This window comes from Methanobrevibacter sp., assembly GCF_017406825.1.
Taxonomy (GTDB): Archaea; Methanobacteriota; Methanobacteria; order Methanobacteriales; family Methanobacteriaceae; genus Methanocatella.
This window is the reverse complement of sequence record NZ_JAFQXT010000020.1, coordinates 1-23,744: the sequence shown is the minus strand read 5'-3', so window position 1 is coordinate 23,744 and position 23,744 is coordinate 1. Positions and strand designations below refer to the sequence as shown.

Sequence of the window (23,744 nt, the reverse complement as noted above, 5' to 3'; positions counted from 1 at the left end):
TTATGAAAGCAAGACAAATCGTAGAAGAAATGGATTCCTATGTCCCAGGCAGATCTCAGGACGAGATTGCAGCGGATTTCAACCTTAAAAAGGAAGACATCATTAAATTGGGTTCAAATGAAAACCCGTGGGGTCCATCTCCAAAGGCCATGAAAGCCATTGAGGATGAGATAAAATCAATTAACAGGTATCCCGAATCACAATTGCACGAACTGGTTTCAGAAATTGCAGAATATTCCGGCGTCAGGGACTCCCAGGTAATCATCGGAGGCGACGGAGCAGATGAAATAATTGATGTGCTTGCCAAGACTTTCATAGAAACCGGGGACGAGTTCATAGTTCCTTTACCTTCTTATATGTATTATGAGTACTTATTAAAGCAATATGGGGCTAATCCTGTTTATGCAAGATGGAATCTTGATGAAAACAGATTGGATGTAGAATCAATTTATGATTCCATCACACCCAAAACCAAAATGATTTTCCTCTGCAGCCCTAACAATCCTACCGGAACCCTGATTGACAAGGACGTATTGGAGGACATCGCTTCCAAAAACCCTGAAATACTGATTGTCATTGATGAGGCATATTTCGAGTATTCGGAAGTCACAAACAAGGATTTGATCAATGAATATGACAATATTTTCATAATCCGCACAATGTCCAAGGTATTGGGGCTTGCAGGCATGAGAATCGGTTATGGACTCGCATGCGAGCAAATAATCGAATATATGCACAGGATAAAACCGGTGTTTTCCCTGACAAGACTGTCATTTGTTGCGGCGCTGAATACATTCAGGGATAAGGATTATATTGAGGAGTCCATCAGGAAAGGCATCGAGTCAAGGCAATACCTGTATGATGAGGTGTCAAAGATTGATGGTCTGGAAGTATTTCCGTCAAAATCAAACTTTATGCTTATTCGCGTAAAGGATACAGGTTTCACCGCCAGCCAGCTGGCTTTGGAACTTATGAAAAAAGGCATAATAGTAAGGGACTGCACATCTTTCAAAGGCCTTGATGAATATTGGATCAGGATAAGCATCTGCACTCTGGAAGAGGATGAAAAATTCATAAAAATATTAAGAGAGGTTTTAAGCTAATGTATGTGGGAGGTAGCGTAATATCTTCCGTTGAATTCCACGGAAACATGTCTTTGGTTTTTTTCATGTCAAAATGCCCATTGGCTTGCAGATATTGTCATAACGTGGAATTGCTGGAGGACAATACTGAAAAATCATTTGAAGAAATCAAACAGGAAATTGATTCCTCAGCCGATTTTTTAGATGCTATTGTAATCTCAGGCGGAGAGCCATTAGTCCAGACAGATGCGGTAATTGAAATATTGACCTACGTTCGCCAAATAGGCTTAAAAACAAAACTGGACACAAGCGGAATCTATCCCGACAATCTCAAAAGAATATTGGATTTGGATTTGCTGGATTACGTGTCCCTTGATGTCAAGACAACATTTTCAAAATACCGCAAAATCACGGGAGCAAACGTCGGTTTTCAAGTGAAGAAATCCATGGAACTGATAAACGAGTCAGGGGTTCATCTTGAAATCAGAACAACTTATGTTCCGACTTTGCACACCAAAAAGGATATAATGAATCTTGTCGATGAAATCGAAGCGGACGTCTATACGATTCAGCAGTTCAGAAACAAGAACGTTCTGGACCCTGCACTGGAAAAGGTGGAAGTTCCAAACCCTCATGATTTGGCGGATTTGGCCAGTGAAATAAAGCCGTACTTCAACGGCATCGTAAAAGTCAAATCAGGAGAATTCGGGGAACAGGTAATTTAGGAGGAGTGTGAAATGCCGATTTTATCATTTTCAAGTAATGATATTGATGTGATTACGGGTAAAAAGACCCGTACCGTGCGTAAAGCATGGAAGACTCCTTTAAAGGTTGGTGACAGGTTATACTGCTATTGGAATCTTGTTTCTAAAGAGAAAATGAAAATTTTTGAAGCCTTTGTCACCGATGTTGAAACCATCCATTTTTCAGACATTCAAAATGATGACGACTTTGCCCGTGAAGAGGGTTTTAAGGACTCAAAAGACATGCTGAGGGAATTTAAAAAAATGTATGGTGGCAGAATCAGCCCCGACGATGAATTCCAGATTATCTATTTTGAAAAGATCCATATCGATGATTGGAGAGGGGATAAGATAGATGAAAAGGCAATGATTACAAAAAGGGCGGATATCCTGTTTGACAGCGGTAAGTTCGACAAGTCAACAATGTGCTATGAGGCGGCACTCAGGCTCGACCCTCATGATGTTTACCTTCTAAACAAGCAGGGGGATAACCTCTCAAGGTTAGGCAAGTTTATTGAAGCTATCGAGTGCTATGATAAGGCATTGGAATTGGAGCCGGCCAACATCTACATCTTAAACAATAAGGCAATCGCTCTTTTAAATTCGGGCAACATTAATGAAGCGCTTAAAGTAAGCAATATTGCCTATAATTATCGCCCGAGCAGTCCGATTGTTCTGTATTGGAGAGGATTCATTCTTGAGATGCTTGGAAGATACGACGATGCGCTTAAGGTATATGATAAGCTAATCGTGATTGACGGGGAAAATCCCGAAGTGTGGAACTCACGCGGAAACCTCCTGTCTGACATGGGAATGCTTGAAGAGGCAATCGAATCATTTGACAAGGCGGTTGAAGTATGTCTGGATGATTCTGAAGTTGACGCATCAGCAATCAACCGTATGGGCAATGCATATATTGATTTGGGCAAATTCGATGAAGCTCTTGAATGCTTCAACAGGGCCATTTCATTAGAAAAGAACAATATCGACTTTCTTTTGAATAAGGGAGTGGTTTTAATGGAGCTCGGCAAATTCGAGGAGGCCGTTGAAAGTTTCAACATGGTTTTACTTAGAAATCCTGATAACGAGGATGCGTTTTTCCTTAAAGAGGAATGTTTGGAATACTTCTGATGCACATATTTGGATTATCATTATTATTTCTTTTCAAATCCTGCCATTATTTTAAAAATAGATATTATTAAATTGCTTTTTATGTATGCAGGTATGATTTAATCCATCAGATATTTAAGAAAATAAAAAGAAAAAAAGTGGGGTTTGGGGTTCGAATCATTTTCTGTATTTCTTAATTAAACTCATTCCCCAGTCAGTCATCTCATCGGCCTTTTCTTGCGAATCGGATTCTGAGAAACATCTGAAAATCGGTTCTGTTCCGGAAGGCCTGATGATTACCCAACCGTTGTCCTTTAGGATTTTAACCCCGTCTGTCAAATCCAGTTTGAAATCGGTGGTTGTCTTAATCTCATCGGCGATGCTGGACATGACGAATTCCTTTTCATCGTCAGGGCATTCGATTTTCATTTTGCTTGCATAGTAAACGGGCAGTTCACCTACAAGTTCGGACATTGCCTTTTTGGATTTTGCAAGGATTTCCAGAATTTTGGCAACTGTCATCACAGCATCTCTTCCATAAACGAAATCAGGGAAAATCAAACCTCCGTTTTCTTCTCCACCGAACAGGCCGTCTTCATCTTTGAGTTTACGGGCAACAAGCAAATCTCCAACGGCAGTAGCTATTACTTCACCGTTGTATTCATCTGCAATATCATAGATTGCCTGTGAAGTTGCAACTGTTGTGACGATTGTTCCTCCATTGTTTTCCTTAAGCATTTCACGCTCAACCAATGTGAATGTCTTGTCTCCCAAAACGAAGTTTCCTTTCTCGTCGATGCAAATTGTTCTATCAGCGTCCCCGTCATGCGCAAGTCCTATATCTGCATTCAGTTCTTTTACAACGCTGATCAGTTCCTTAAGGTTTTCCTCAATAGGTTCAGGGTCGCGTCCGGGGAAGAATCCGTCAGCCTGTGAGTTCAGAGTTGTCACATCGCAGCCAAGTTTCCTGATAAGGTATGGGGCGGTAAAACACCCTGCACCGGATCCGCAGTCAACAACCACTTTCAGGTTGGCTTCACGAATCGCTTTTGCATCCACCTTTGAAACGGCTTCATCAACATACTCGTCAATTATCTCATCGTTATAGTAGATTTCACCGATTTCATGGAATTCCACACGGTCAGGTTCACTGTCAAAGTAGAGCCTTTCGATTTCAAGTTCCATGTCGTCAGGTATTCCGATACCGTCCTCATCCAGGAATTTGAGGCCGTTATATTGAGGAGGATTATGTGAAGCGGTAATCATCACTCCACCATCATAATATTTGCGAACAGCATATTGAACGCCTGGAGTAGGTAAAATTCCCAGATTCACAACATCACAGCCGCTTGAAAGCAGTCCCGCTGTAACGGCCTGCATCAGCATTGGAGAAGTTGTACGGGTATCTCCGCCCACGGCAACGGTTCCCTTGATTTGCGTACCGTAGCATGCGGCAAGTCTTGTGGCGAATTCAGGAGTTAAAACATCGTTTGCAGTTCTTCTAACTCCGAAGGTTCCAAATAATCTTTTCTTATTAGACATATTCCAATTCCTTTTTAATTCTATATAGTTAAGTTTTGCATTTCAATCAATAAAAAGATATTGTTAGTTTACAATCCTCAGGCTGTCCCCGCCCGATAAAATCAGTTCCATCTGGGAATTGTATTGGGTGACCTTTCCGACAACCTGCACCTTCCGGTTTTTAAAGTCGTCAATGTCAAGGTTTCTGGATTCTATTTCAGCCACCTGACTTTCAAAAATGACCAGCTGAATCTGCGCCTGTCCGTCATTCACCGTTAGAAAGTAGCTGGTTTTAGAGCTTGATTGGGCCACATCACTAATCACGCCTTTAACGCTCACTTCCTCGTCTATCATTCCTCTGTCAATATCCTTTATGTCCACTTCCCTGACTTCAACAGTCGGGGTAAAGGCTATCAGTCCGACCAGTCCGATCAGGGAAGTGATCAGGGCAATCTTTTGCAGCTTGTCATCTGTGATTTTCATGATTTCATAATCTGTTTTCAAAATGGATATACCCGATAGGATTTCACCCTGTAAGATTTATCTATCCCGGAAAATATAATATAATCATGTTTGAAAATCTAACCAGAACAGAACTGTATGCAATGCTGAGCGGAATATTCACCGCATGTCTCATTGTTTCCAATATCATTGCAGGAAAGACTTTTGATTTTTTCTCATTCACCCTGCCCTGCGGAGTAATAATATTTCCAATCATATACATCATCAATGACGTTTTGGCCGAAGTCTACGGCTACAAAAAGGCCCGCAGAGTAATTCTTCTCGGATTTTTCATGAATCTCATTGCGGTAATATGTTTCAACATCACAATATGGCTGCCCGCACCGGCATTTTTTGAAAATTCAGATGCATTCGGCATAGTTCTCGGCTCCACATTCAGGCTGCTGATAGCAGGTTTCGCCGCTTACATCGCAGGCAGTCTTGTCAATGCCAGGATGATGGTTCATCTAAAAAAATGGAATGAGGAAAAGCTGTTTTTAAGGTGCATACTCTCAACGCTGTTCGGTGAAAGCTTGGATGCAATGATTTTCATCACTATCGGATTTTTCGCAACAATGCCCACAGACGCCCTGGTCATGATGATTGCTGCCCAAGCACTCTTCAAGACAGCATACGAGATAATAGTATATCCTTTAACAAGATATGTCATAGGCAGTGTCAAGGCACTTCCCGAAATCTAATTTCCGGTTTCATACATTGAAAGCAGCCTTTCAACGGTGTCTGCATCCATAGGGCTTTTGTCCTTTCTTATGTTTTTGACGACAGGGAATCTCAGCGAGTAGCCGGTTTCGTATTCTGGGGATTCGACAATTTCGGAGAATGCGATTTCCAAAACGATTTTAGGTTCAACCTTGATTTCACGGCCTTTTGTTGAAATTTCAAGTTCCTTCATTTTCCCCGTCAGATATTCTAGGGTGGCATCATCAAGGCCTGTTGCGGCATATGCCACGCTTTTGAAATCATCATTTTCATCCCTTAAGGCCACAAGATATGATCCGACGAAATCTCCCCTTTTTCCGATACCGTAGGTTCCTCCAATAACGACCATGTCCAGGGTTTCAGGCTCCGCCTTGTATTTAAGCATTTTTTTACCTCTCAGTCCAGGGATGTAGGGTTCATTGCAGTCCTTAATCATTATCCCTTCATGGCCGCCGTCAATTGAGCTTTCAAACAGATGCTGGAGTTCATCGATATTGTCGGGGGTTCCCACTTTCATTGTACTCAAGTTCATTTCGTCCGCTGAAGTGTCGACGATAGTTTCAAGAGTTGCCCTTCTTTCCTTTAAAGGCTCATCAATCATTGGAACCTTATAATACAAAACATCAAACAGGAAAACCTTCAGAGGAACATTTTCCATTGCCTCTTCAACGTTATGTTTTCTTCGCACCCTGTGAAGGACATTCTGGAAAGGCAGAGGCTTGCCGTCGCGTGTGGCTATCACTTCCCCCTCGACGATATAGTCCTCATGGGGAAGGTTCTCGTTGAAGAGTTCAACGATTTCCGGGAGTGCGTGGGTAATGTTTTCCAGTCTGCGTGTGAATATCTTGATTTCATCGCCGTTCCTGTGAACCTGCAGCCTTATTCCATCGTATTTTGTCTCACATATTGCACATCCCATTTCAGGAATGATCTCATCAAGTGGAGGCGCCAATTGTGCAAGCATAGGTTTGACGGGAGTTCCAGGTGTCAAGTTGAGTTTTTCCAAACCTCCGGCACCCTCCTCTTTTGCGGTTCTTGCAACCACTGAAAAGTCATTCGTAAGCATCTGCGCCCTTTCGACAACTTTCTTGTCGATGTCAAATGCCTCGGCTATTGCGTCACGAACCACACCATCTCCCACTCCGATTCTCAGCTCTTCAGTGATGGTACGGGTCAGGAATTTGGCTTCGGTTGCGCTTGCCTGGCTTAATAATTCCAATAATACTGCAATTTTACGGTTGGTTGAACGTGAACCGCTGATTTGGGATAATTTGCGCAAGCTATTGAATACGAAGTCAATGGTTAGGGGTTGTGAGAAGAATGTCACCTGGGATTTTTTGGCGTACAGCTTGATGCAGGCAAGTCCGATATCCCCTTCGTCACGAACTGCATCTTCAACTGCAGCAGGGGTTGTTCCGACAGCTTCGGCCACTGCCCTTTCAACCAGTTTGCCTCCTATTCCAATTTCCTCAGAACTCCATGCAGGAAACACGACGCCCAAAATCAGCAGCCCCACCTTTTCTATGGTATCTGAATCAAGGGTTTTCAGGTAATCTGCTATGATTTCAGTTTTTTCCAGCCTTTTTGTTGTCGCTTCAAGCGCGGAGTAGACATCAACCAGTTCCTGATATTTCATCTAAAAATCTCCTTTAGCTATTTTGACGGCACAGTATTCGCCGCACATTGCACACATCTCATCATCGTCAAGTTCACATTTGTCACGGTATTTTCTAGGTTTTGATTTGTCAAGGGCAAGGTCAAACTGGGCTTCCCAATCAAATTCCTTTCTTGCCTTTGCCATTGCCTTTTCACGTGTCCATGCGGACTCCAATCCTTTCGCCACGTCGGCGGCTTCAGCAGCAATCTTTGATGCTACAACTCCCTCCTTGACGTCTTCAAGACTCGGAAGGGAGAGATGCTCTGCAGGAGTCACGTAACACAGGAAATTGGCTCCGGCGGTTGCGGCTATCGCTCCACCGATGGCTCCTGTAATGTGGTCATAGCCCGGTGCAATGTCGGTTACAAGAGGTCCCAGAACGTAAAAAGGAGCGCCATGACAGATTGTTTTTTGAATTTCCATATTTGCCTTAATCTGGTTCAAAGGCATGTGGCCCGGACCTTCAACCATGACCTGCACATTGGCGTCCTGAGCCCTTTTAACCAGGGTTCCCAGGTTTACAAGCTCTTGAATTTGAGGGATATCACTTGCATCCGCCAGACAGCCCGGCCTGAGTCCGTCTCCAAGGGACAATGTAATGTCATGTTCATAGGACAGCTCCAAAAGGTAATCGTAATTTTCATATAATGGGTTTTCCATGTCATTATGGTTAATCCAGGATGCCATGAATGTTCCGCCACGGCTTACAATTCCCATCATGCGGTTTGCGGCCTTAAGCTTTTGAACAAGGTCCTTTGTAATTCCGCAGTGGAGCGTCATGAAGTCCACTCCCTCCTTTGCCTGATTTTCAATGGCCTTGAAGATGTCATCAGGATCCATGTCGACGATTTCCCGATTCTTGTTCAGGGTGACGACACCTGCCTCATAAATCGGCACGGTTCCGATACATAAATCAACAGCTTCCATTATTTTTTGACGGAACAGCTTCAAATCTGAGCCTGTTGACAAATCCATTATCGCATCGGCGCCATATTCCTGAGCCAATCTTGCCTTGTTGATTTCCAAATCCAAATCATCGATTTTTGATGAGGAGCCGATGTTTGCATTGACCTTTGTTTTAAGGCCTTGCCCAATGCCGCAAGGTTTGGAATGTCCGTTGATATTTTTAGGGATTACAACCAATCCCTTATCAATCAGTCTAGCTAGTCTGTTTACATCAATATTTTCATATTCTGCAACAAACTCCATTTCGGGAGTTATATTGCCTTTTTGTGCTTCACTTTTCTGAGTCAAATTTATCCCTCATTGTTGACTAATCACTTATAATATTGTTTTTCTTAATATATAGAATTAATTTTTTATAGAATAATTTTGATAATTATTATCGATGGTGGTTATATGGTTAGAGATAAACATGTAATTGAAGCATTAGGAAAAGTCAAAGTGGTAATAGAAAACGGCGAAATAACTGAAGTCGGTTCCTCAGAAGTCAAATACTGCCCAATGTTTCATGCGATGCATGGAGTTGAGGAGCTGAACGAGGAATTCATACGTGAAAACATCAATTTCAGAATAAAAGACTTTGGAATGTGCACACCGCTGAGGATAGTTGAAATGGACGATGTGGTGACTGTGGGAATATCCGAAATCCTAAAGACAAACATGGAAATGGGAAACATCGACTGTGTCGTAGGGGCATGTGAAGGTGCAGGAACAGTCCTCATGACCGATTCCCGTGTCGTTCAGGGAGTAGGTGCAAGGGTATCCGGCCTTGTAAGCACAACACCGATACCTGAAGTCATTGGAAAATTGGAAGAAAAGGATAGCATTGTCCTGAATCCTGAAACTGCTGAGCTGAATCAGCTTGAAGGATTGAAACTGGCCCTTGATGAAGGATATAAGAATATTGCGATAACCATACTTCCTTCACCTATGGTGGAAGAGATTAGAAACTATCCAATCGACGATGACGTCAACGTGTATATTTTTGTGGCCCACACAACAGGAGCAAGTCCCGATGAGGTTAAGATGCTTTTTGACAATGCGGATATCGTAACAGCATGCGCATCAAAAGCCATTGCAGACTATGCGGATAAATATGAACCCTATTATTATGGACTGAAAGTCCCTATATTCTGCGCAAGCAAGGACGGGCGCGAAATGTTGGACAACAGGCTTGAAAAAATAGGAAAACCATTATCCACCAATGAATATCCGAGAAACAAGGATGATATCCCTCATAAATTGATTTAGTGTTAAATATGAAGTTGATATTTTTTGATACGGAAACCAGCGGTCTGAATTGTAGGAGTTCAAGAATAATAGAGCTTGCAATGCTGACCGTTGTAGATGGCAAAATCATAGATGAATATGATGAGTTCGTCGATATAGGCGAGAGACTGGATCCGAAAATCACCGAACTGACAGGAATCACAGATAATGATTTGGATGAAAAGGGGCTTTATGAGGATGTTATTGCAGATGATTTGATGGAAAGGCTCACGCCCGGAACAGTTATGATAGCCCATAACTGCCAGTTTGACCTGTCATTTGTTTACCATCTGCTAAAAAGGCATTATCCAAATGAAGCATATGAGACCCTGGCAAGCCTTAAATGGATTGATACAGTCACTATCCTGAAAGACTGCAAGGATTATCCTCATAAGTTGATTGATGCTGTGGAATTCTTTGAACTTGAAAAGGTTAATTTTCACAGGGCCATTGATGATACAAAAGCTTTATATGATGTTTTCCAGAAACTAAAAGAGATTCGTCCTGTCTGTGAATACAAAAATCTGTTTGGATATAATCCCAAATGGGGCATTAAAAATAATGAAAAATTCGAATTCATCGATTATATGCCACAACCTTACCATAACAGAGGACAATTGCCTCTTGATGAGATTTTACCGAGAAAAAAAAGTAACTTTTAAGAGGTTGTGGGAAGATTCCATATCTTCCCATCTGGTAGAGAAATTTGTAAAAATAATGGAGGTTGGGAAAGATGTCCGTATCTTTCCCCAATGGTTAGAAATTAATTATCGGGAGGAAAAGGAAGAAATAATGTTTTCTTCCTTACATGTATTGAACTAACTGTTCTTCCTGGCTATTGTTTTTTGGCTTCACTTTTTCGATTGCTTCCTTAAAGTATTTGTATGGAATTTCACTGGCTTCCAGGTCATTTCTTAAAGCAAGCATCGCCGCTTCTCTGCATATTGATTCAATGTCTGCTCCGACATAACCTTCTGTGTTTTTAGCCAGTTTTTTAATGTCAACGTCATCAGCCAAAGGCATTCCTTTGGTGTGCACTTTAAAGATTGCAACTCTTGCGTCTTCGTCAGGTTCCTTGACTTGGATGTGTCTGTCAAACCTTCCGGGCCTTATCAAACCTGCATCCAGAATGTCAGGTCTGTTGGTTGCGGCAATTATTGCAACGTCTTCAAGCTCTTCCAAACCGTCCATTTCTGTTAATAGTTGGTTAACAACTCTTTTTGTCACGCCGCTGTCAGTGTCGTTTCCGCTACGTGCACTGGCTATTGCATCTATTTCATCGAAAAAGATCACGGTAGGGGAAGCCTGTTTTGCTTTTCTGAATACTTCTCTTACACCTTTTTCGGATTCTCCAACCCATTTGGATAGAAGTTCCGGACCTTTCACTGAGATGAAGTTCGCTTCACTTTCACTGGCGACAGCCTTTGCAAGCAAAGTCTTACCTGTTCCCGGAATTCCGTAAAGGAGTGTTCCTTTTGGAGGTCTGATTCCTAAGCGTTGGAATGTTTCAGGATGTTTTAATGGCCATTCGACAGCTTCTTTCAATTCCTGTTTTACGTCTTCAAGACCACCCACGTCATCCCATCCGATATCGGGGATTTGGACGAGCACTTCCCTGAGAGCTGAAGGTTGGATTTCCTTTTGAGCGTTTTTGAAGTCGTCGCCTGTAACGACTATTTTTTCCATGACTTCTTTTGGAATCTCCTCGTCGTTTTGTATTTCAGGCAGGATCCTTCTGACTACTCTCATTGCGGCTTCCTTACATAATGATTCAAGGTCCGCTCCGACAAATCCGTGGGTGGTATTTGCAATTTTATCGAGGTCGACATCCTCTGATAGAGGCATGTTTCTGGTATGTATTTCAAGTACTTCTTTTCTTTCTTCTGAGTCAGGCACTCCAATTTCGATTTCACGGTCAAATCTTCCAGGTCTTCTGAGAGCAGGATCCAGGGAGTCCGGTCTGTTGGTTGCACCGATGACTACCACTTGTCCTCTGGATTTGAGGCCATCCATCAATGTTAAAAGTTGAGCAACGGTTCTTCTTTCAACTTCTCCGTTGGTTTCTTCTCTTTTTGGAGCGATTGCATCAAGTTCATCTATGAATATGATTGAAGGGGAGTTTTCTTCAGCTTCTTCGAAGTATTCCCTTAGGTTTTCTTCAGATCCGCCGACGTATTTGCTCATGATTTCAGGCCCGTTGATTGCAATGAAGTGCGCGTCACTTTCGCTTGCAACGGCTTTTGCAAGCAATGTCTTACCTGTTCCAGGAGGGCCGTGCATCAGCACTCCTTTTGGCGGTGCGATACCTAATTTCTCGAAGAGTTCAGGTCTTTTGAGAGGAATTTCAATCATTTCCCTTACCTTTTTGACTTCCTCTTTAAGGCCTCCGATGTCCTCGTAGCTTACGTCAACAAGGTTTCCGACCCCTTCGATTTTGCTTACGTCCACTGGGGATTCGTGCAGTTGGACTTCTGTGTTCGGGCCGACAATGACGATGTCTTTAGGATTGGTGGAGACTACCGCGAATTTTATTTCCTTCATTGCCGGTGTGAAGTCCATCAGTTCATCGAACAGGCTGCCGAAGCCCATGTTCATGCTTGGCCTTGGTGCTCTGATTTGTGATCCTATGATGTCTCCTTGAACCATTACTTTTCCAGCGAATAAACCGCGCACGTCACCTCTTACGCGGATGTTATCTTCAGTTGGCGCTAAAACAACTTTTTTTGCTTCGGTTGCATTTGCCTTTTTGATTAACACTTCTCCGCCGATGGTTGCCCCTGAGTTTTTACGGACAAGTCCGTCTATTCTTATTACTCCGAGGCCAATATCGGTTTGTGAAGGAAGAGCGATCGCTGCAGTTCTTCTCTCGCCGACGATTTCAATCAGGTCTCTTTCGTGGATTTCTAAATCGTCCATGATATTCGGATCAAGTCTTGCGATGCCTTGTCCGACGTCCTTTTGAGAAATCGCTTCTGCAACTTTTAGTGTGATTTCGTTTTCTGCCATTTCTATCATCTCCATTTTGGCTGTAATGTAAATGTAAATGTAATGCGTCAAATCTTTTTGTTACTTTTTGTAACTTTATTGACAGATATACCTGTGTATGTTTTACTATATAAAGGTTTCGGTTTTATGATTTTTTCAAAAGCATTTAAAAACAAGTTATTTCATTAAAATCTTAATAATCAATATTAATTTCAGTTAATCACACTGTAGATTTTGATTAAGTAAAAAACAGTAAAAATTAAAGTGCTATTTTAAATTCTAAAATTTAATTACTTTTTGACACTTTAACTTTTGTTCGTATTGAATAAAACAATTATCTGATGATTCCGCCAAAACCTGTAAACAGGCATTTGACATTATCGATGTCATCCTTGGTCAATGCAACAACCTCAAATGTCAGGCTGATGAACTTGTCGTCGATTTGGGGACCTGCATAAGCGTCTACTAGTTTGATTTCAATGATATTGTCCAATCTCAACACGGTATTCTCGATGGTTTCGACATGGACATTCTTTGGAAACACGCAGCTGATGAATGCGGTTCTAGGATTTGAGTTTTCAAGCTTCCACCGGTACAGCTCTTCGGGAAGCAGGATACGGATATTGGCTATCCTAAGCTTTTTGGTTTTGTTTCCATCCTTCAGAACGGCGGTTTTGCCGTCAATGCTTTCAAGAATTCCGACATGGATTTTTCCGGAATAGATATGTTTCAAACCAACTTCCTGGCCGATGGATTCATACAGAATGCTGTATTCGTAACTCAGTGCGCCGATTGCCTTGTCACTTCTACCCAAAGCGTTCTTGATGTCGCCCATATGTTTTGTTGCCCTTATGGCAATGTCAATGAATTTCTCATCATCCCCTTCATTGATGACGTCCCTCAACTCCAGAACTGCGTCCGCAAAGGCGTTTCTGATTTTAGGGCCGTTGCTGTTCATGGATTGGATGTTGTATGTCAGATACGGATTTTGGGATACGATACGGGCAATCATATCAATCATCAGATTATAAATGGGACTCTCATAGTCCTCGGTTTCAGTCAAATCCACACTAAGCTTTTCAATTGCAGAGGCGGTTGAGATGAATGAGAAATGAGTCAGAACCTGCACGATGCTCATCATGAAGTCATGCTTTTCGGCGCTGGTCTCTATTATTCTCATGTTCTTGCCGGCAAGATAATCATAGACCTTGTCATACCATTTTCCCTTCTTGTCTGCGGTCAAAACGATTACCTGATTGTCCAGTCTGGTTGTTCTCGGACCGAAAACAGGATGTGTAGGTATGTATTCGACATTTTCAGGCAGCACTTCTCCCATGGTTTTTGTAGGGCCTTCCTTGACTGAAGTCACGTCAACCATGACGGATCCGCTTTTCATGAACGGTGCAACTTCGCGGATAACGTCGCAGGTGTTCTGGATAGGTACGGAGACGACAAGCATGTCGCTTATGTTTGCAAGCCCTGCATTGGATTCGATATAGTTGACACCCAATTCGTCCGCAACTTCCCTGCCCTTTTTATGATTCCTACCTGTAATGTATACATCAAATTCATCTCTGAAGTAGTAGATTAGGGTTTTTCCCAAACCGTCACTACCTCCTATAATACCGACATTCATTTCAATCACTAATTATTTTATAATAAACGATATAAATAAATTATTAACCAAAAAGATTACCGTGAAGATTATGAAGATTATACGTGAAGATGAAAAGGAAGGGATTGTTGAGGTTTTCCCGGAAACATTGGATGATTTGTGGCATCTTTCACACATCATAGAAGTGGGAGACAACGCATCCTCAAAGACAACCCGCAGAATCCAGGACAATATAGGAGACAAACTCAGAAGTGACAGGGGAATTAAAAAAACATTCTATCTTGGACTGGATATTGAAAACATCGCTTTTCATCTCTTCACAGGCAAACTGAGGCTGACGGGAGTCATCACAAGAGGCCCGGAAGATCTGATACCTTTAGGTTCCCACCACACATTGGAGGTTAAGCTCAACACCCCGCTCACCATCAAAAAGTCAAGATGGCCGAAATGGGCAATAAAAAGGCTCAATCAGGCAATAGAGGCATCCAAGAAACTGTCCGCAATAATTGTTGTTCTTGAAGACGACACTGCGACATTGGGCTTGATGAGGCAGTTCGGAATAGAATATTACGGACCGATTAAGGGCAGCGTTTCAGGAAAAAGAATCCTCGACAAGAACAGGCAGAAAAACATTGTCCAGTTCTATGAAAAGGTAATAGAATCAATCTGCAAGTTCGATTCCATTCAAAACATTGTCCTTGCAGGGCCAGGCTTTGTCAAGAACGACTTTCATGATTATCTGAAGGACAAGCATCCTGATTTGGCAAAGATTTCCATCATGGAATCCACAGGCTCCGGAGGCAGGAACGGAATTTCTGAAGTCCTCAAAAAGGGAACTGTCGAGAAACTGACTTTCGAAAATCGCGTAGCCATTGAAATGGCAGCCGTCAATAATCTTCTGGAGGAAATTGCCAGGAATTCATCCAAAATTGCATATGGAGTTAGGGAAACCAGAAATGCAATAAACTTGGGTGCAGTTGGCCAATTGCTGATTCTCGACACCAAAGTGGCTAGTGAGGATATGGGCGACGATATGGACATGGTCGAGAACATGAAAGGGGAAGTAATGGTAATCAGCAGCGAACATGAGGGCGGAAAACAATTGGAAAGCCTGGGAGGCATGGCTGCAATTCTAAGGTACGAAATCACTTAAAATTTATATATAAGAAAAATTAAAATAAATATGTAATTGTAATTGTGGTAATATGTTGTCTACATCGATATTTTATGCTTTAGCTATTGTTTTTGTTTTATCAGCAATAGGTACGGCCGTATTGGATATAATATTAAGATTTTTAGGAAAAAGAGGTTATTTGGGAAATCTGTTTCCAAATGTCAGAGGCGGAATTCCACGTGCAGTGGGTGTTGTTCCATTTGTAGTGCTATCCTTTTACATGTTACCAGGATTCAACAATCTTATTTTGATAATAGGTATCTTTGCACTTATTGACGATATTCTGGGTCGAAAGAAATCCCCATTAGGAATAGAATGGGGCCAGTTGTCCAGAGGAGTCGGAATCATACTCGTCATGCTTGTCGGATTCTATGAAGGGCTCGGCGTGTCCTCAATATTCATTGCGCTCATGGTGCAGCCATTGAACATTTCAGACATGCAGCCGGGATCCACATGCATAGTAACAATCATAATGTCAGTTCTGGCAATCCTTGCAATGCTGATTTTTGGCTCACCAATGTTCGGCGAATTGCCTGCAGTATACACTCCATTGCTGATACTGGCGGCATGCATCGCTTATTCCCCATTGGACTTTTCAGGAAAAATCATGCTTGGGGAAGTAGGAAACCACACATTCGGCGTTGCATTGGGCATTGCTTACTATCTTATTGGAGGATTATGGTCAGTGCTTGTCTTCGGTTTCATAACAACAGCATTGATTGCATTCGTTAGAAGGAATACCCTAAGAGTATTCTTCAGACAGCAATTAAGAATGCTTGACCCTACTTTCGGAGATTATTTTATGGATGTCCTGACAGGCGGAGGATTGGGAGACCTCTTAAGAAAATGGATTTTAAAAGACAAGCAATACAATGTCAAAAATCCTGTTTTAATTTCATTGGGTTTCAGAAGACTATTGTATAATCCATATGCATCACATCCAAGGAGTTACACTCCAAGTAATGAAAAAGTAAGGCTGCAGAAAAGAGGATAAACCATGAAATGTCTATTTGTCGTCACTGGAAGAGGATTGGGCGGTGATGCTGTAATTGCATTAAATGCCATTAGTGCACTTGAAAGGAGGGGCGTCGAATGCGATGTCGCTCTTGATGAATCTGCACCGGGGCTTTTGTTTGAAAAAAACGGATATTCATGGCATAAGATATCCATCCCCCAAGCAGGAGGGCATGCAGCTACAAAACTGTCAGCCATAAAAGGCGCTCTCAAACTAATACCTGCAGCATTCAAAGCAAGAAAAGCCATTAAAAAATCCGATGCCGATTTTGTTGTTGGAGTTTTGGGAGGTGGAGCTATTGTCGGTTCACTTGGAGGTAAACTGGCTCGAAAAACCACATTTTCTTTGATATCAACACCTCTTGACTCAACGGTTTGTCCAAAATTGAATTACTGTTTCCTTTTCCCTGAAATAGATAAGTTCAGATTGGAAAACCTGCCTAAAAACATGGAAAAATCATTCTATCCATTGTCTGAAGATTGCGGCAAGGGAGATAAGAATGTCGCTTTGGAAAAACTTAAGGAATTTCCCAATTTCGATGAAAATAAAAAGACAATACTCTTCTCATCAGGGTCTTCAATATTTAAAGGAATGGTTGATGCGGTTAATCTGGTTGCAAACGAAACCGATGAATACAATCTGGTTCTTGTCGGTTTGCCTTTGCAGGATGAGTATCTCGATTCGCTCGACGGCAAAGTGATTCATACGGGTTATATCAGCTGGATGAAGGATTTATTCAAATTTGCAGATTTGGCCGTCCTTACGGATGACGGAATTTCACTTCAGGAAGCATTGACCGCTGAAAAGCCTATAATCACTCTTACAAGAATAAAGTGGGGAAGATATGAGAATATGGCGGGAATATACGCAGGTGCGATGATTGAATCCGAAGTGGGCGATGTCTGCAAGAGCATCGATGAGGCTTTCAAAAACTATGACTCACTTCAAAGGAATGCTCAAATTTACGGCAGGCAATGCGCACAGGCCGCCGACAATTTGGCAGAGAGGATACTAAGAAAGTTGAATTTTCAGGATATCTAACCTAAATTTAAATTATTTTTTTTCTTTAATGATATCAAGATTTTTTCACAATAATTTTTAACTAGATTGGGAATAGATAGTAATAGTGAATGTAAATTAATGTGGATGATAAAATGGCTATGGATTTGACAGATATAGGAATTGAAGAAGGTCAGAAATATGAAGGGATTTACACCACCATGAGCAAGGACGGTGTAAAAAATGCTGCTCCAATAGGGATTGTATGCAAAGGCAAAGACAAACTTGGATGCAGATTATTTGTCGGCACCAAAACCCTGAAAAACATTATGGAAACAAGGAAATATGTTGTCAATATCACTTTTGATCCTATAAATTTTGTAAATTCAACTATCGGAAACCTGGATGCTGAAGAGTTTACAGATGATGAGGACATTGCAATATTGAAAAATGCGGAGGCATATATCATTTGTGATGTCACAGACATTAGAAAAATGGATCCGATTAAAGACCATGTCACATCAAACGGTGAGGCTTATATCGTAAGCAGTGATGTTGTTGAAATCGTCAAAAACCATCCATGTGCAAAGGCTTTAAACAGAGGGGTTTTTGCGCTTCTGGAATGCCTTACAAACTATACTCGACTTGACCTTGTCAGCAAGGAACAGCAGGATTATTTCATCGGAAGGTTTAATGAAAACAACCGGATGATTAAAAGAGTTTCAGGACCTGATACGATAAAGGCTATGGAGATTCTTAAAAACAGCATGATTGAAAAGGGTTTTGATGTTGAATAGGCAATGGGTTTAATTGGATGATTCGCTCCACTCATCACACTTATCATCCATTTTGACCAGTTTTTCATGCAATCCGCAGTAGTATTGGGTGCAAAGGCCAATGTCAAATTCCACATGCTTGCAGTTGTAGCATTCCTTTTCATCCATGATATTTTCCTCAATTTTATCTTTTTTTTTAAATATGTCTATGTACTTTGTCCAAGATATGTTTTTTCCAGTTAAGAATTCGAATGATTGTATTAAATCAGTGCAGGTTATGGGTTTAAGATTCTATGTCGGACTAAATTTTCTATATTTTTACGGTTAAACGGATAGTATTAGAAATATCAGTTTGTAATCCTATGAATCAATTTTAAAATTAATATTCTATAGTTGATGTATGAGTATTTTTTTATCACTTTGTGTTTTTTAATATCGTCGCACTTTCAAAACTTTTTAATATTATTTCATTACATAGATATTATTATAAAATAAATTAAATGAAAATAGAATTCATTACAGGATGGTGGCTATTATGGTTTTTACAATTGAGGAGATTAAGAAAAGAATTATTCCAATTGTTGTTAAATATGGGATAAATAGTTTTAGTCTTTTTGGTTCATATGCTCGTGATGAAGCAACTGAAGATAGTGATTTGGATTTTGTAATGGATAAAGGTGATTTAAAAGGTCTTCAATATGTTTCTTTAGTTCAGGATTTGGAACAGGAATTCAAATGTCATGTTGATGTGATTAGTAAAGGCAGTTCAAATAAGAAATTTCTTGAAGCAGTGAGCAGGGAGGAGGTTCTTATATATGAACGAAAAAGATAAAAGATGGGCTAAAACCATAATTGATTATTGTAATCGTATTGAAGATTACTTGAATCGTTTTGATGATGATAAAGAAATATATTTGTCTGATAGTTTATATAAGGATGCTTGTGCATTAGTTATTATCCAGATGGGAGAATTTGCAAATAGATTTTCAGATGAATTCCGTGAAGAGTATGATGGAATTGAATGGGGTCAGTTAATTGGTTTGAGAAATATCACTGCCCATAATTATGAGAATATTGTGGATGATATTTTTTGGGAAATAATGCATGATGATGTTCCTGAAATTAAGCAATATCTAGAAAAAATCATTTTATGATTAAATTAAATCATACCATTTTTTAGCATATGAGATTTGCTTTTTAATTTTCTAGTTTTATTTTATTTTTAACAATTTTTTGGATTTTTATTTTTTTATTTAAATTTAGGTGAATCAAAACAATGTGAAAATATTGCATAGGAAATTCATCGGATAATCTTGTTCGTATTTTAAATTTTAGGTGTTTTGGAGGAAATTTCTTTCATTATTCTCTTAAAATGGTAGGTATATAAATATCAGTTTATAGGCTTATTTTCTACTAATGTTTAACTTGAAATTGGTTTTCTTAATTGCAGAAAATAATTGATTTATGTATAATTATATAATAATTCAAACAATTTAACTAAAAAAAAGAAAATAAATAACTGAATTTAAGCAGTTGCAAATTCAGTTTCCATAGAAGGTATATTTGAATAGTTACTGGTAAATGATTCTAAAACAGGGGTCTGTTCGCTATTGTGTAACATAACCTTAAAGTTAGCATATACACATATGGATTTATCATCCACAGAAACACTCATTTTAAAATCAATTAAATTCTTCAAACTATATTTTGGAACATTTAGTCTTTTGGAAGCATCAAGAATCTCTAAAGACACAGGAACATTATCTTCATCAAAATCCAACAAAACCCCTTCATCCATTTCAACAGTTTTATCATATTTAAATGGTCTGGTAACTTTAATTGCCAAAACATCATATGCATAATCATATCTGTAATCCACTTCAAAAGAATTATCTGCGTTTCCTTTCATGTTCTCTCCTCTTCTTTTCTTCTGGATAAACAGTGATGACACTAATATTTTCATCATCACTAATTTCAATAATCACATACAAATCCATTGTAGGCTTTGTTTCATGTGGATATATTAGTTTAAAACGATTATAATAGGTTTTAGAAATCGATAATGGAATCTTATTAATTAGACAATCTACAGTGTAATTAATTTTAAAATCTCTTTCTAACCAGCGTTCTTCCACATGAGGGATGATTTTTAAATTATTGGGGTCTTGTGATTTTAAAATTTCTCGAGCTTCATCGATATTATAATCTCGCACGAAAATCACATACCATAAAATCTAATTAATAATTATAATTTAATTCTTATTTAATACTTTCTAATGCCTTAAATAAATATTGATTTCTTCTTGTTAAATTTTGTTTTTGATGTTTGTTATGAATTGGATGGAATATAATGAACAGTATCGTAAATTAGATTTTTGCACTGAAATACAGTAGAGATTAATTTGGAATTGATACTGGTTGATGTTGGTGTAAATTAAATCTAGAAAATTTATAGTTCCGTTTTTAGAAATGTTTGAAATATATTTCATTTATTTAATCAAATCGATAGGTATATAAATATCAGTTTATAGACCCATAAACAAAGGATAAACATTTTAAACAGACAAACAACATTCAAGATTGTTCGTTTTGATTAAAACATTATTTTTAAAAAATATTTATCTCAAAAAAAGTGGAGAGCGCTACCAATGAAGTACAGGAAAAGCATAATTGTAATAATGCTTGCTATTTTTATTTTTTCAATTGCAGCCGTAAGTGCAAGTGATGTGAATGATACAGTGATAGCAAGTGAAGACATAGGTCAGATGGAATTATCTGCAGGCAATGAATTGGCTATGGATTATCTGCAGGTAAATGAAGACAACACTACACTGATACAAACAAAAAATGATGTAAGTGTGAATGGGGAAATTGATTCAGAAGCTGTAGGTGCTGATACAGGTTCATATTCAGGACTATCAAGTGAGATTGGTTATGGAGGAAATATTAAATTACAACATGATTATTATACTTATGATTCTGGTTCTACAATTTCTATTTCTCATGCCAACAGTGTTATTGATGGTAATGGTGCAGTTATTGATATGGCCGGATCAACTATTCGAGCATTTAGTGTAAGTGCTTCTGGTGTAATAATCAAAAATTTGACAATTAAAAATGTTAACTATAATGGTAACGGAGGCGCTATTTACTTTAGTAGTTCAGGTACTGTTGAAAATTGTAATTTTATTAATAACACCGCAACTGGCGATAATAGTTATGGTGGTGCAGTTTACTTTAGTAGTTCAGGTACTGTTGAAAATTGTAATTTTATTAATAACACCGCAACTGGCGATTATAGTTATGGTGGTGCAGTTTACTTTTATAGTAATGGTAATGTGGCAAATTGTAATTTTATTAATAACAAGGTAACTGGTGATTATAATTATGGTGGTGCTATCTATTTCAGTTCTTCAGGTACAACTCATGAAGTAAGAAATTGTAATTTTTCTAACAACACTGCATCCAATGGTGATGGAGGAGTCATTTACTTCAATAATCATGGTGAAGTGACAAAATGTAATTTTTCTAACAACAAAGCTAGGTGGAGTGGTGCAATTTACTTCCGTGAAACTGGAAATGTGACAAATTGTAATTTCACTAACAACAACGTATCTTTTAATGGTGGTGCCATCAAAATATTTTCTGGTAGTGTGACAAATTGTAATTTTGTTAATAACTCAGCTAATATAGGGGGTGCTATTTACTTTAGTAGTTCAGGTACTGTGACAAATTGTAGTTTCACTAACAACAAAGCTAGGTGGGGTGGTGCTATTGACATTGATTTATGTACTGTGACAAATTGTAATTTTATTAATAACTCTGCTTCAGAAGAGGGAGGGGCTATTAGGTTTAGTTCTTCAGGTACTGTAACAAATTGTAATTTTACTGGCAATAATGCTACTGCTGGTTCTGCTATTTACTTCTGGGATACTTCAGACATTAACTCTGTTTCTAATTCTTGTTTATTAAATAATAGGGCGAATGCTGAAACTTTAGAAGTAGCCAAAAATGATAATAACATTACAATTATTTTCACAGGTAACAACAACCTTCTAAACGCAATTTATTCAAGAAATGATGCTGAAGTTACTTTTACCAATGTGACCTATTGGAGTGCAAACGTAATTGCAAACACAGGCAGTTCTCCTACAACTCCAACTAGATCCAATAAGGAAGCCGGTCAAAACATCACTGTCAGTGTAGTTGTTAATGACATTCTTGTTTTAAATAAGGTTATAACCACAGATGAAAACGGTATGATTGTTCTCGACATAATTGCTGGTGATAATTATTATATCCGTGCTCGCCATGACACAGATTCATACTACACTGAAGCTGAAACAGTAAACTCAACCATGAAATTCAATGTGAATGTTACCTCCCAGACAACCAACAATAAGACAGTAAACATCACTGCAAAATCCAATATACCTGATGAAGTTATAAATGGTAAATTACTATTTATCTTACCAGATGGTACTTCCGACGGCATGGTAATTAAAGCAAATTATGCAGGCAATGGAACCTGGTGGGCAGAACATACATTTGACGCTTACGGCGAATATAAAGTCAATGCAACCTATGTTGGATTGGATAATGTAACTGTTAACAATGCTACAATAACTGTAAACAAGATTAAAACAGAACTGTCAGGTAATGCAATAACTACAACCTACAACATCAACAAGGATTTGATTATCACATTGAAAGACAGCAACGGAAATCCAGTTAGTGGCGCTAAATTAATCGTTGACCTGAACGGTGCTAAAACCTACACCACTGACAAGAACGGTCAGGTCAAGGTATCAACCAAAGGACTTGCTCCTAAAACATACACTGCTAAGGTAACATTCAACGGCGATACCAACTATGACAAGTCAACTAAAGACATTAAGGTTACTGTTAAAAAGGCCACTCCTAAACTGACTGCCAAAAAGAAAACCTTTAAGGCAACTACCAAAACCAAAAAGTACACTATAATCTTAAAGGACAACACTGGTAAAGCAATCAAGAAGGCTAAAGTCACCCTGAAAGTCAAAGGCAAAACCTACAAGGCAACCACAAACAGCAAAGGCAAAGCAGTCTTCAAAATCAAAAATCTCAAAAAGAAAGGAACCTTCAAGGCAACAATAACCTATAAAGGAAACAAGTACTACAACAAGGTATCCAAAAAAGCCAACATTAAAGTCATTGTAACCTTCAAGACAGTATCCAAAGGAAGCAAGGACAAATCAACCGTTAAGGAAATCCAACAGGCCCTAAAAGACCACGGATACTACCTTTCATACAAAGGACACTACCTTAAGGTTGACGGCAAGTTCCAAAGCTGTACCGAGAGATCCGTCAAGGAGTTCCAGCATGACAAAGGTCTTAAAGTGACCGGTAAGGTTGATGAAAAGACCGCCAAAAAGCTCGGTTTAATTTAAATCTAATGTGGATGCAATTGCATCTGCACTTTTTTCTTTTTTTGGAGTCTGTAAAATTTTATAGGCTTATTTGATTTTTATATGTTTTTGTGTCCAATTTTGCATTTGGAAGTCTAAGAATGTCAGAATTCCTTTTTTAGTTTTGTATAATTTCTTTATTATTTCTGGATTGGTTTGTCTGTAGT

At 39.3% G+C, this 23,744-nt stretch carries 22 protein-coding genes; 13 read left to right on the top strand and 9 right to left on the bottom strand.

Features of this window, described 5'->3' with window-relative positions:
* Window positions 1-2 precede the first annotated feature (2 nt).
* Genes hisC through IJF99_RS03320 form a run of 3 tightly spaced genes read left to right on the top strand, consistent with a single transcriptional unit; the run spans window position 3 to window position 2,956 of the window.
* On the top strand, window positions 3-1,103 hold the full coding sequence (gene hisC / locus IJF99_RS03330) for a histidinol-phosphate transaminase (protein WP_292792054.1): 1,101 nt from the start codon (window positions 3-5) through the stop codon (window positions 1,101-1,103).
* Window positions 1,103-1,807 carry an anaerobic ribonucleoside-triphosphate reductase activating protein gene (locus tag IJF99_RS03325; protein ID WP_292792052.1) on the top strand — a complete coding sequence of 235 codons (705 nt, stop codon included), beginning with the start codon at window positions 1,103-1,105 and terminating at the stop codon, window positions 1,805-1,807. The genes hisC and IJF99_RS03325 overlap by 1 nt, the downstream gene beginning before the upstream one ends.
* Window positions 1,808-1,819: 12 nt before the next feature.
* On the top strand, window positions 1,820-2,956 hold the full coding sequence (locus IJF99_RS03320; protein ID WP_292792050.1) for a tetratricopeptide repeat protein: 1,137 nt from the start codon (window positions 1,820-1,822) through the stop codon (window positions 2,954-2,956).
* 156 nt (window positions 2,957-3,112) lie between these two features.
* Here IJF99_RS03320 and glmM read toward each other — a convergent pair whose 3' ends face one another.
* Together glmM and IJF99_RS03310 are read right to left on the bottom strand one after the other, a co-directional pair.
* Window positions 3,113-4,477 carry a phosphoglucosamine mutase gene (gene glmM / locus IJF99_RS03315; protein ID WP_292792048.1) on the bottom strand — a complete coding sequence of 455 codons (1,365 nt, stop codon included), beginning with the start codon at window positions 4,475-4,477 and terminating at the stop codon, window positions 3,113-3,115.
* A 63-nt stretch (window positions 4,478-4,540) separates the two neighbouring features.
* On the bottom strand, window positions 4,541-4,960 hold the full coding sequence (locus IJF99_RS03310) for an exodeoxyribonuclease VII large subunit (RefSeq protein ID WP_292792046.1): 420 nt from the start codon (window positions 4,958-4,960) through the stop codon (window positions 4,541-4,543).
* 65 nt (window positions 4,961-5,025) lie between these two features.
* Between IJF99_RS03310 and IJF99_RS03305 the strand changes: the two genes are divergently transcribed.
* Entirely contained in the window at window positions 5,026-5,658 is a 633-nt protein-coding gene (locus IJF99_RS03305) for a queuosine precursor transporter (RefSeq protein ID WP_292792044.1), read from the top strand.
* On the opposite strand, the gene IJF99_RS03300 is transcribed toward IJF99_RS03305, so the two are convergent.
* Together IJF99_RS03300 and thiC are read right to left on the bottom strand one after the other, a co-directional pair.
* The gene (locus tag IJF99_RS03300) at window positions 5,655-7,313 is read right to left on the bottom strand and encodes an ATP-dependent DNA ligase (protein ID WP_292792042.1); all 1,659 of its coding nucleotides are present in this window, start codon (window positions 7,311-7,313) and stop codon (window positions 5,655-5,657) included. The genes IJF99_RS03305 and IJF99_RS03300 overlap by 4 nt on opposite strands.
* Window positions 7,314-8,588 (bottom strand): phosphomethylpyrimidine synthase, encoded by a 1,275-nt coding sequence (gene thiC / locus IJF99_RS03295; RefSeq protein WP_292792040.1) that lies wholly within the window; start codon window positions 8,586-8,588, stop codon window positions 7,314-7,316.
* Window positions 8,589-8,693: 105 nt separating this feature from the next.
* Here thiC and IJF99_RS03290 point away from each other — a divergent pair, with 105 nt between their 5' ends.
* Complete coding sequence (locus IJF99_RS03290) at window positions 8,694-9,548, top strand: methanogenesis marker 8 protein (RefSeq protein ID WP_292792038.1); 855 nt, start codon at window positions 8,694-8,696, stop codon at window positions 9,546-9,548.
* Between the two features lie 8 nt (window positions 9,549-9,556).
* Entirely contained in the window at window positions 9,557-10,228 is a 672-nt protein-coding gene (locus tag IJF99_RS03285) for a 3'-5' exonuclease (protein WP_292792036.1), read from the top strand.
* 142 nt (window positions 10,229-10,370) lie between these two features.
* On the opposite strand, the gene IJF99_RS03280 is transcribed toward IJF99_RS03285, so the two are convergent.
* Together IJF99_RS03280 and IJF99_RS03275 are read right to left on the bottom strand one after the other, a co-directional pair.
* Complete coding sequence (locus IJF99_RS03280; protein WP_292792034.1) at window positions 10,371-12,572, bottom strand: CDC48 family AAA ATPase; 2,202 nt, start codon at window positions 12,570-12,572, stop codon at window positions 10,371-10,373.
* A gap of 313 nt (window positions 12,573-12,885) precedes the next feature.
* The gene (locus IJF99_RS03275; RefSeq protein ID WP_366931246.1) at window positions 12,886-14,196 is read right to left on the bottom strand and encodes a prephenate dehydrogenase; all 1,311 of its coding nucleotides are present in this window, start codon (window positions 14,194-14,196) and stop codon (window positions 12,886-12,888) included.
* A 61-nt stretch (window positions 14,197-14,257) separates the two neighbouring features.
* Between IJF99_RS03275 and IJF99_RS03270 the strand changes: the two genes are divergently transcribed.
* The 4 genes from IJF99_RS03270 (at window position 14,258) to IJF99_RS03255 (ending at window position 18,151) form a co-directional block, all read left to right on the top strand.
* The gene (locus tag IJF99_RS03270) at window positions 14,258-15,319 is read left to right on the top strand and encodes an mRNA surveillance protein pelota (protein ID WP_292792030.1); all 1,062 of its coding nucleotides are present in this window, start codon (window positions 14,258-14,260) and stop codon (window positions 15,317-15,319) included.
* Between the two features lie 52 nt (window positions 15,320-15,371).
* Window positions 15,372-16,334, top strand: a complete 963-nt coding sequence (locus IJF99_RS03265) for a cell wall biosynthesis protein (protein ID WP_292792028.1) — start codon at window positions 15,372-15,374, stop codon at window positions 16,332-16,334.
* Window positions 16,335-16,337: 3 nt separating this feature from the next.
* Window positions 16,338-17,396 (top strand): glycosyltransferase, encoded by a 1,059-nt coding sequence (locus tag IJF99_RS03260; RefSeq protein ID WP_292792027.1) that lies wholly within the window; start codon window positions 16,338-16,340, stop codon window positions 17,394-17,396.
* A 113-nt stretch (window positions 17,397-17,509) separates the two neighbouring features.
* Entirely contained in the window at window positions 17,510-18,151 is a 642-nt protein-coding gene (locus IJF99_RS03255; RefSeq protein ID WP_292792025.1) for a DUF447 domain-containing protein, read from the top strand.
* A 9-nt stretch (window positions 18,152-18,160) separates the two neighbouring features.
* Here the strand turns inward: IJF99_RS03255 and IJF99_RS03250 are convergent, their stop codons facing one another.
* Complete coding sequence (locus IJF99_RS03250; RefSeq protein WP_292792023.1) at window positions 18,161-18,298, bottom strand: hypothetical protein; 138 nt, start codon at window positions 18,296-18,298, stop codon at window positions 18,161-18,163.
* A gap of 367 nt (window positions 18,299-18,665) precedes the next feature.
* Here IJF99_RS03250 and IJF99_RS03245 point away from each other — a divergent pair, with 367 nt between their 5' ends.
* The gene (locus IJF99_RS03245; protein ID WP_292741279.1) at window positions 18,666-18,962 is read left to right on the top strand and encodes a nucleotidyltransferase domain-containing protein; all 297 of its coding nucleotides are present in this window, start codon (window positions 18,666-18,668) and stop codon (window positions 18,960-18,962) included.
* Window positions 18,946-19,284 carry a HepT-like ribonuclease domain-containing protein gene (locus tag IJF99_RS03240; RefSeq protein ID WP_292792021.1) on the top strand — a complete coding sequence of 113 codons (339 nt, stop codon included), beginning with the start codon at window positions 18,946-18,948 and terminating at the stop codon, window positions 19,282-19,284. The genes IJF99_RS03245 and IJF99_RS03240 overlap by 17 nt, the downstream gene beginning before the upstream one ends.
* 371 nt (window positions 19,285-19,655) lie before the next feature.
* Here IJF99_RS03240 and IJF99_RS03235 read toward each other — a convergent pair whose 3' ends face one another.
* Together IJF99_RS03235 and IJF99_RS03230 are read right to left on the bottom strand one after the other, a co-directional pair.
* Window positions 19,656-20,039 carry a DUF2283 domain-containing protein gene (locus IJF99_RS03235; protein WP_292792019.1) on the bottom strand — a complete coding sequence of 128 codons (384 nt, stop codon included), beginning with the start codon at window positions 20,037-20,039 and terminating at the stop codon, window positions 19,656-19,658.
* Entirely contained in the window at window positions 20,020-20,352 is a 333-nt protein-coding gene (locus tag IJF99_RS03230; RefSeq protein ID WP_292792017.1) for a hypothetical protein, read from the bottom strand. Before IJF99_RS03230 ends, IJF99_RS03235 begins: the two co-directional genes overlap by 20 nt.
* 426 nt (window positions 20,353-20,778) lie before the next feature.
* Here IJF99_RS03230 and IJF99_RS03225 point away from each other — a divergent pair, with 426 nt between their 5' ends.
* On the top strand, window positions 20,779-23,559 hold the full coding sequence (locus IJF99_RS03225; RefSeq protein WP_292792015.1) for a peptidoglycan-binding protein: 2,781 nt from the start codon (window positions 20,779-20,781) through the stop codon (window positions 23,557-23,559).
* The last annotated feature ends 185 nt before the right edge of the window (window positions 23,560-23,744 follow it).

What these genes read in the sequence shown, in the direction of transcription:
- IJF99_RS03325 (WP_292792052.1), top strand. Translation starts at nt 1,103, where the DNA reads ATGTATGTGGGAGGTAGCGTAATATCTTCCGTTGAATTCCACGGAAAC.
- IJF99_RS03270 (WP_292792030.1), top strand. Translation starts at nt 14,258, where the DNA reads ATGAAGATTATACGTGAAGATGAAAAGGAAGGGATTGTTGAGGTTTTC.
- hisC (WP_292792054.1), top strand. Translation starts at nt 3, where the DNA reads ATGAAAGCAAGACAAATCGTAGAAGAAATGGATTCCTATGTCCCAGGC.
- IJF99_RS03245 (WP_292741279.1), top strand. Translation starts at nt 18,666, where the DNA reads ATGGTTTTTACAATTGAGGAGATTAAGAAAAGAATTATTCCAATTGTT.
- IJF99_RS03250 (WP_292792023.1), bottom strand. Translation starts at nt 18,298, where the DNA reads ATGGATGAAAAGGAATGCTACAACTGCAAGCATGTGGAATTTGACATT.
- IJF99_RS03285 (WP_292792036.1), top strand. Translation starts at nt 9,557, where the DNA reads ATGAAGTTGATATTTTTTGATACGGAAACCAGCGGTCTGAATTGTAGG.
- IJF99_RS03255 (WP_292792025.1), top strand. Translation starts at nt 17,510, where the DNA reads ATGGCTATGGATTTGACAGATATAGGAATTGAAGAAGGTCAGAAATAT.
- IJF99_RS03320 (WP_292792050.1), top strand. Translation starts at nt 1,820, where the DNA reads ATGCCGATTTTATCATTTTCAAGTAATGATATTGATGTGATTACGGGT.
- IJF99_RS03280 (WP_292792034.1), bottom strand. Translation starts at nt 12,572, where the DNA reads ATGGCAGAAAACGAAATCACACTAAAAGTTGCAGAAGCGATTTCTCAA.
- IJF99_RS03225 (WP_292792015.1), top strand. Translation starts at nt 20,779, where the DNA reads ATGAAGTACAGGAAAAGCATAATTGTAATAATGCTTGCTATTTTTATT.
- IJF99_RS03300 (WP_292792042.1), bottom strand. Translation starts at nt 7,313, where the DNA reads ATGAAATATCAGGAACTGGTTGATGTCTACTCCGCGCTTGAAGCGACA.
- IJF99_RS03240 (WP_292792021.1), top strand. Translation starts at nt 18,946, where the DNA reads ATGAACGAAAAAGATAAAAGATGGGCTAAAACCATAATTGATTATTGT.
- IJF99_RS03235 (WP_292792019.1), bottom strand. Translation starts at nt 20,039, where the DNA reads ATGAAAGGAAACGCAGATAATTCTTTTGAAGTGGATTACAGATATGAT.
- IJF99_RS03290 (WP_292792038.1), top strand. Translation starts at nt 8,694, where the DNA reads ATGGTTAGAGATAAACATGTAATTGAAGCATTAGGAAAAGTCAAAGTG.
- IJF99_RS03305 (WP_292792044.1), top strand. Translation starts at nt 5,026, where the DNA reads ATGTTTGAAAATCTAACCAGAACAGAACTGTATGCAATGCTGAGCGGA.
- glmM (WP_292792048.1), bottom strand. Translation starts at nt 4,477, where the DNA reads ATGTCTAATAAGAAAAGATTATTTGGAACCTTCGGAGTTAGAAGAACT.
- IJF99_RS03260 (WP_292792027.1), top strand. Translation starts at nt 16,338, where the DNA reads ATGAAATGTCTATTTGTCGTCACTGGAAGAGGATTGGGCGGTGATGCT.
- IJF99_RS03265 (WP_292792028.1), top strand. Translation starts at nt 15,372, where the DNA reads ATGTTGTCTACATCGATATTTTATGCTTTAGCTATTGTTTTTGTTTTA.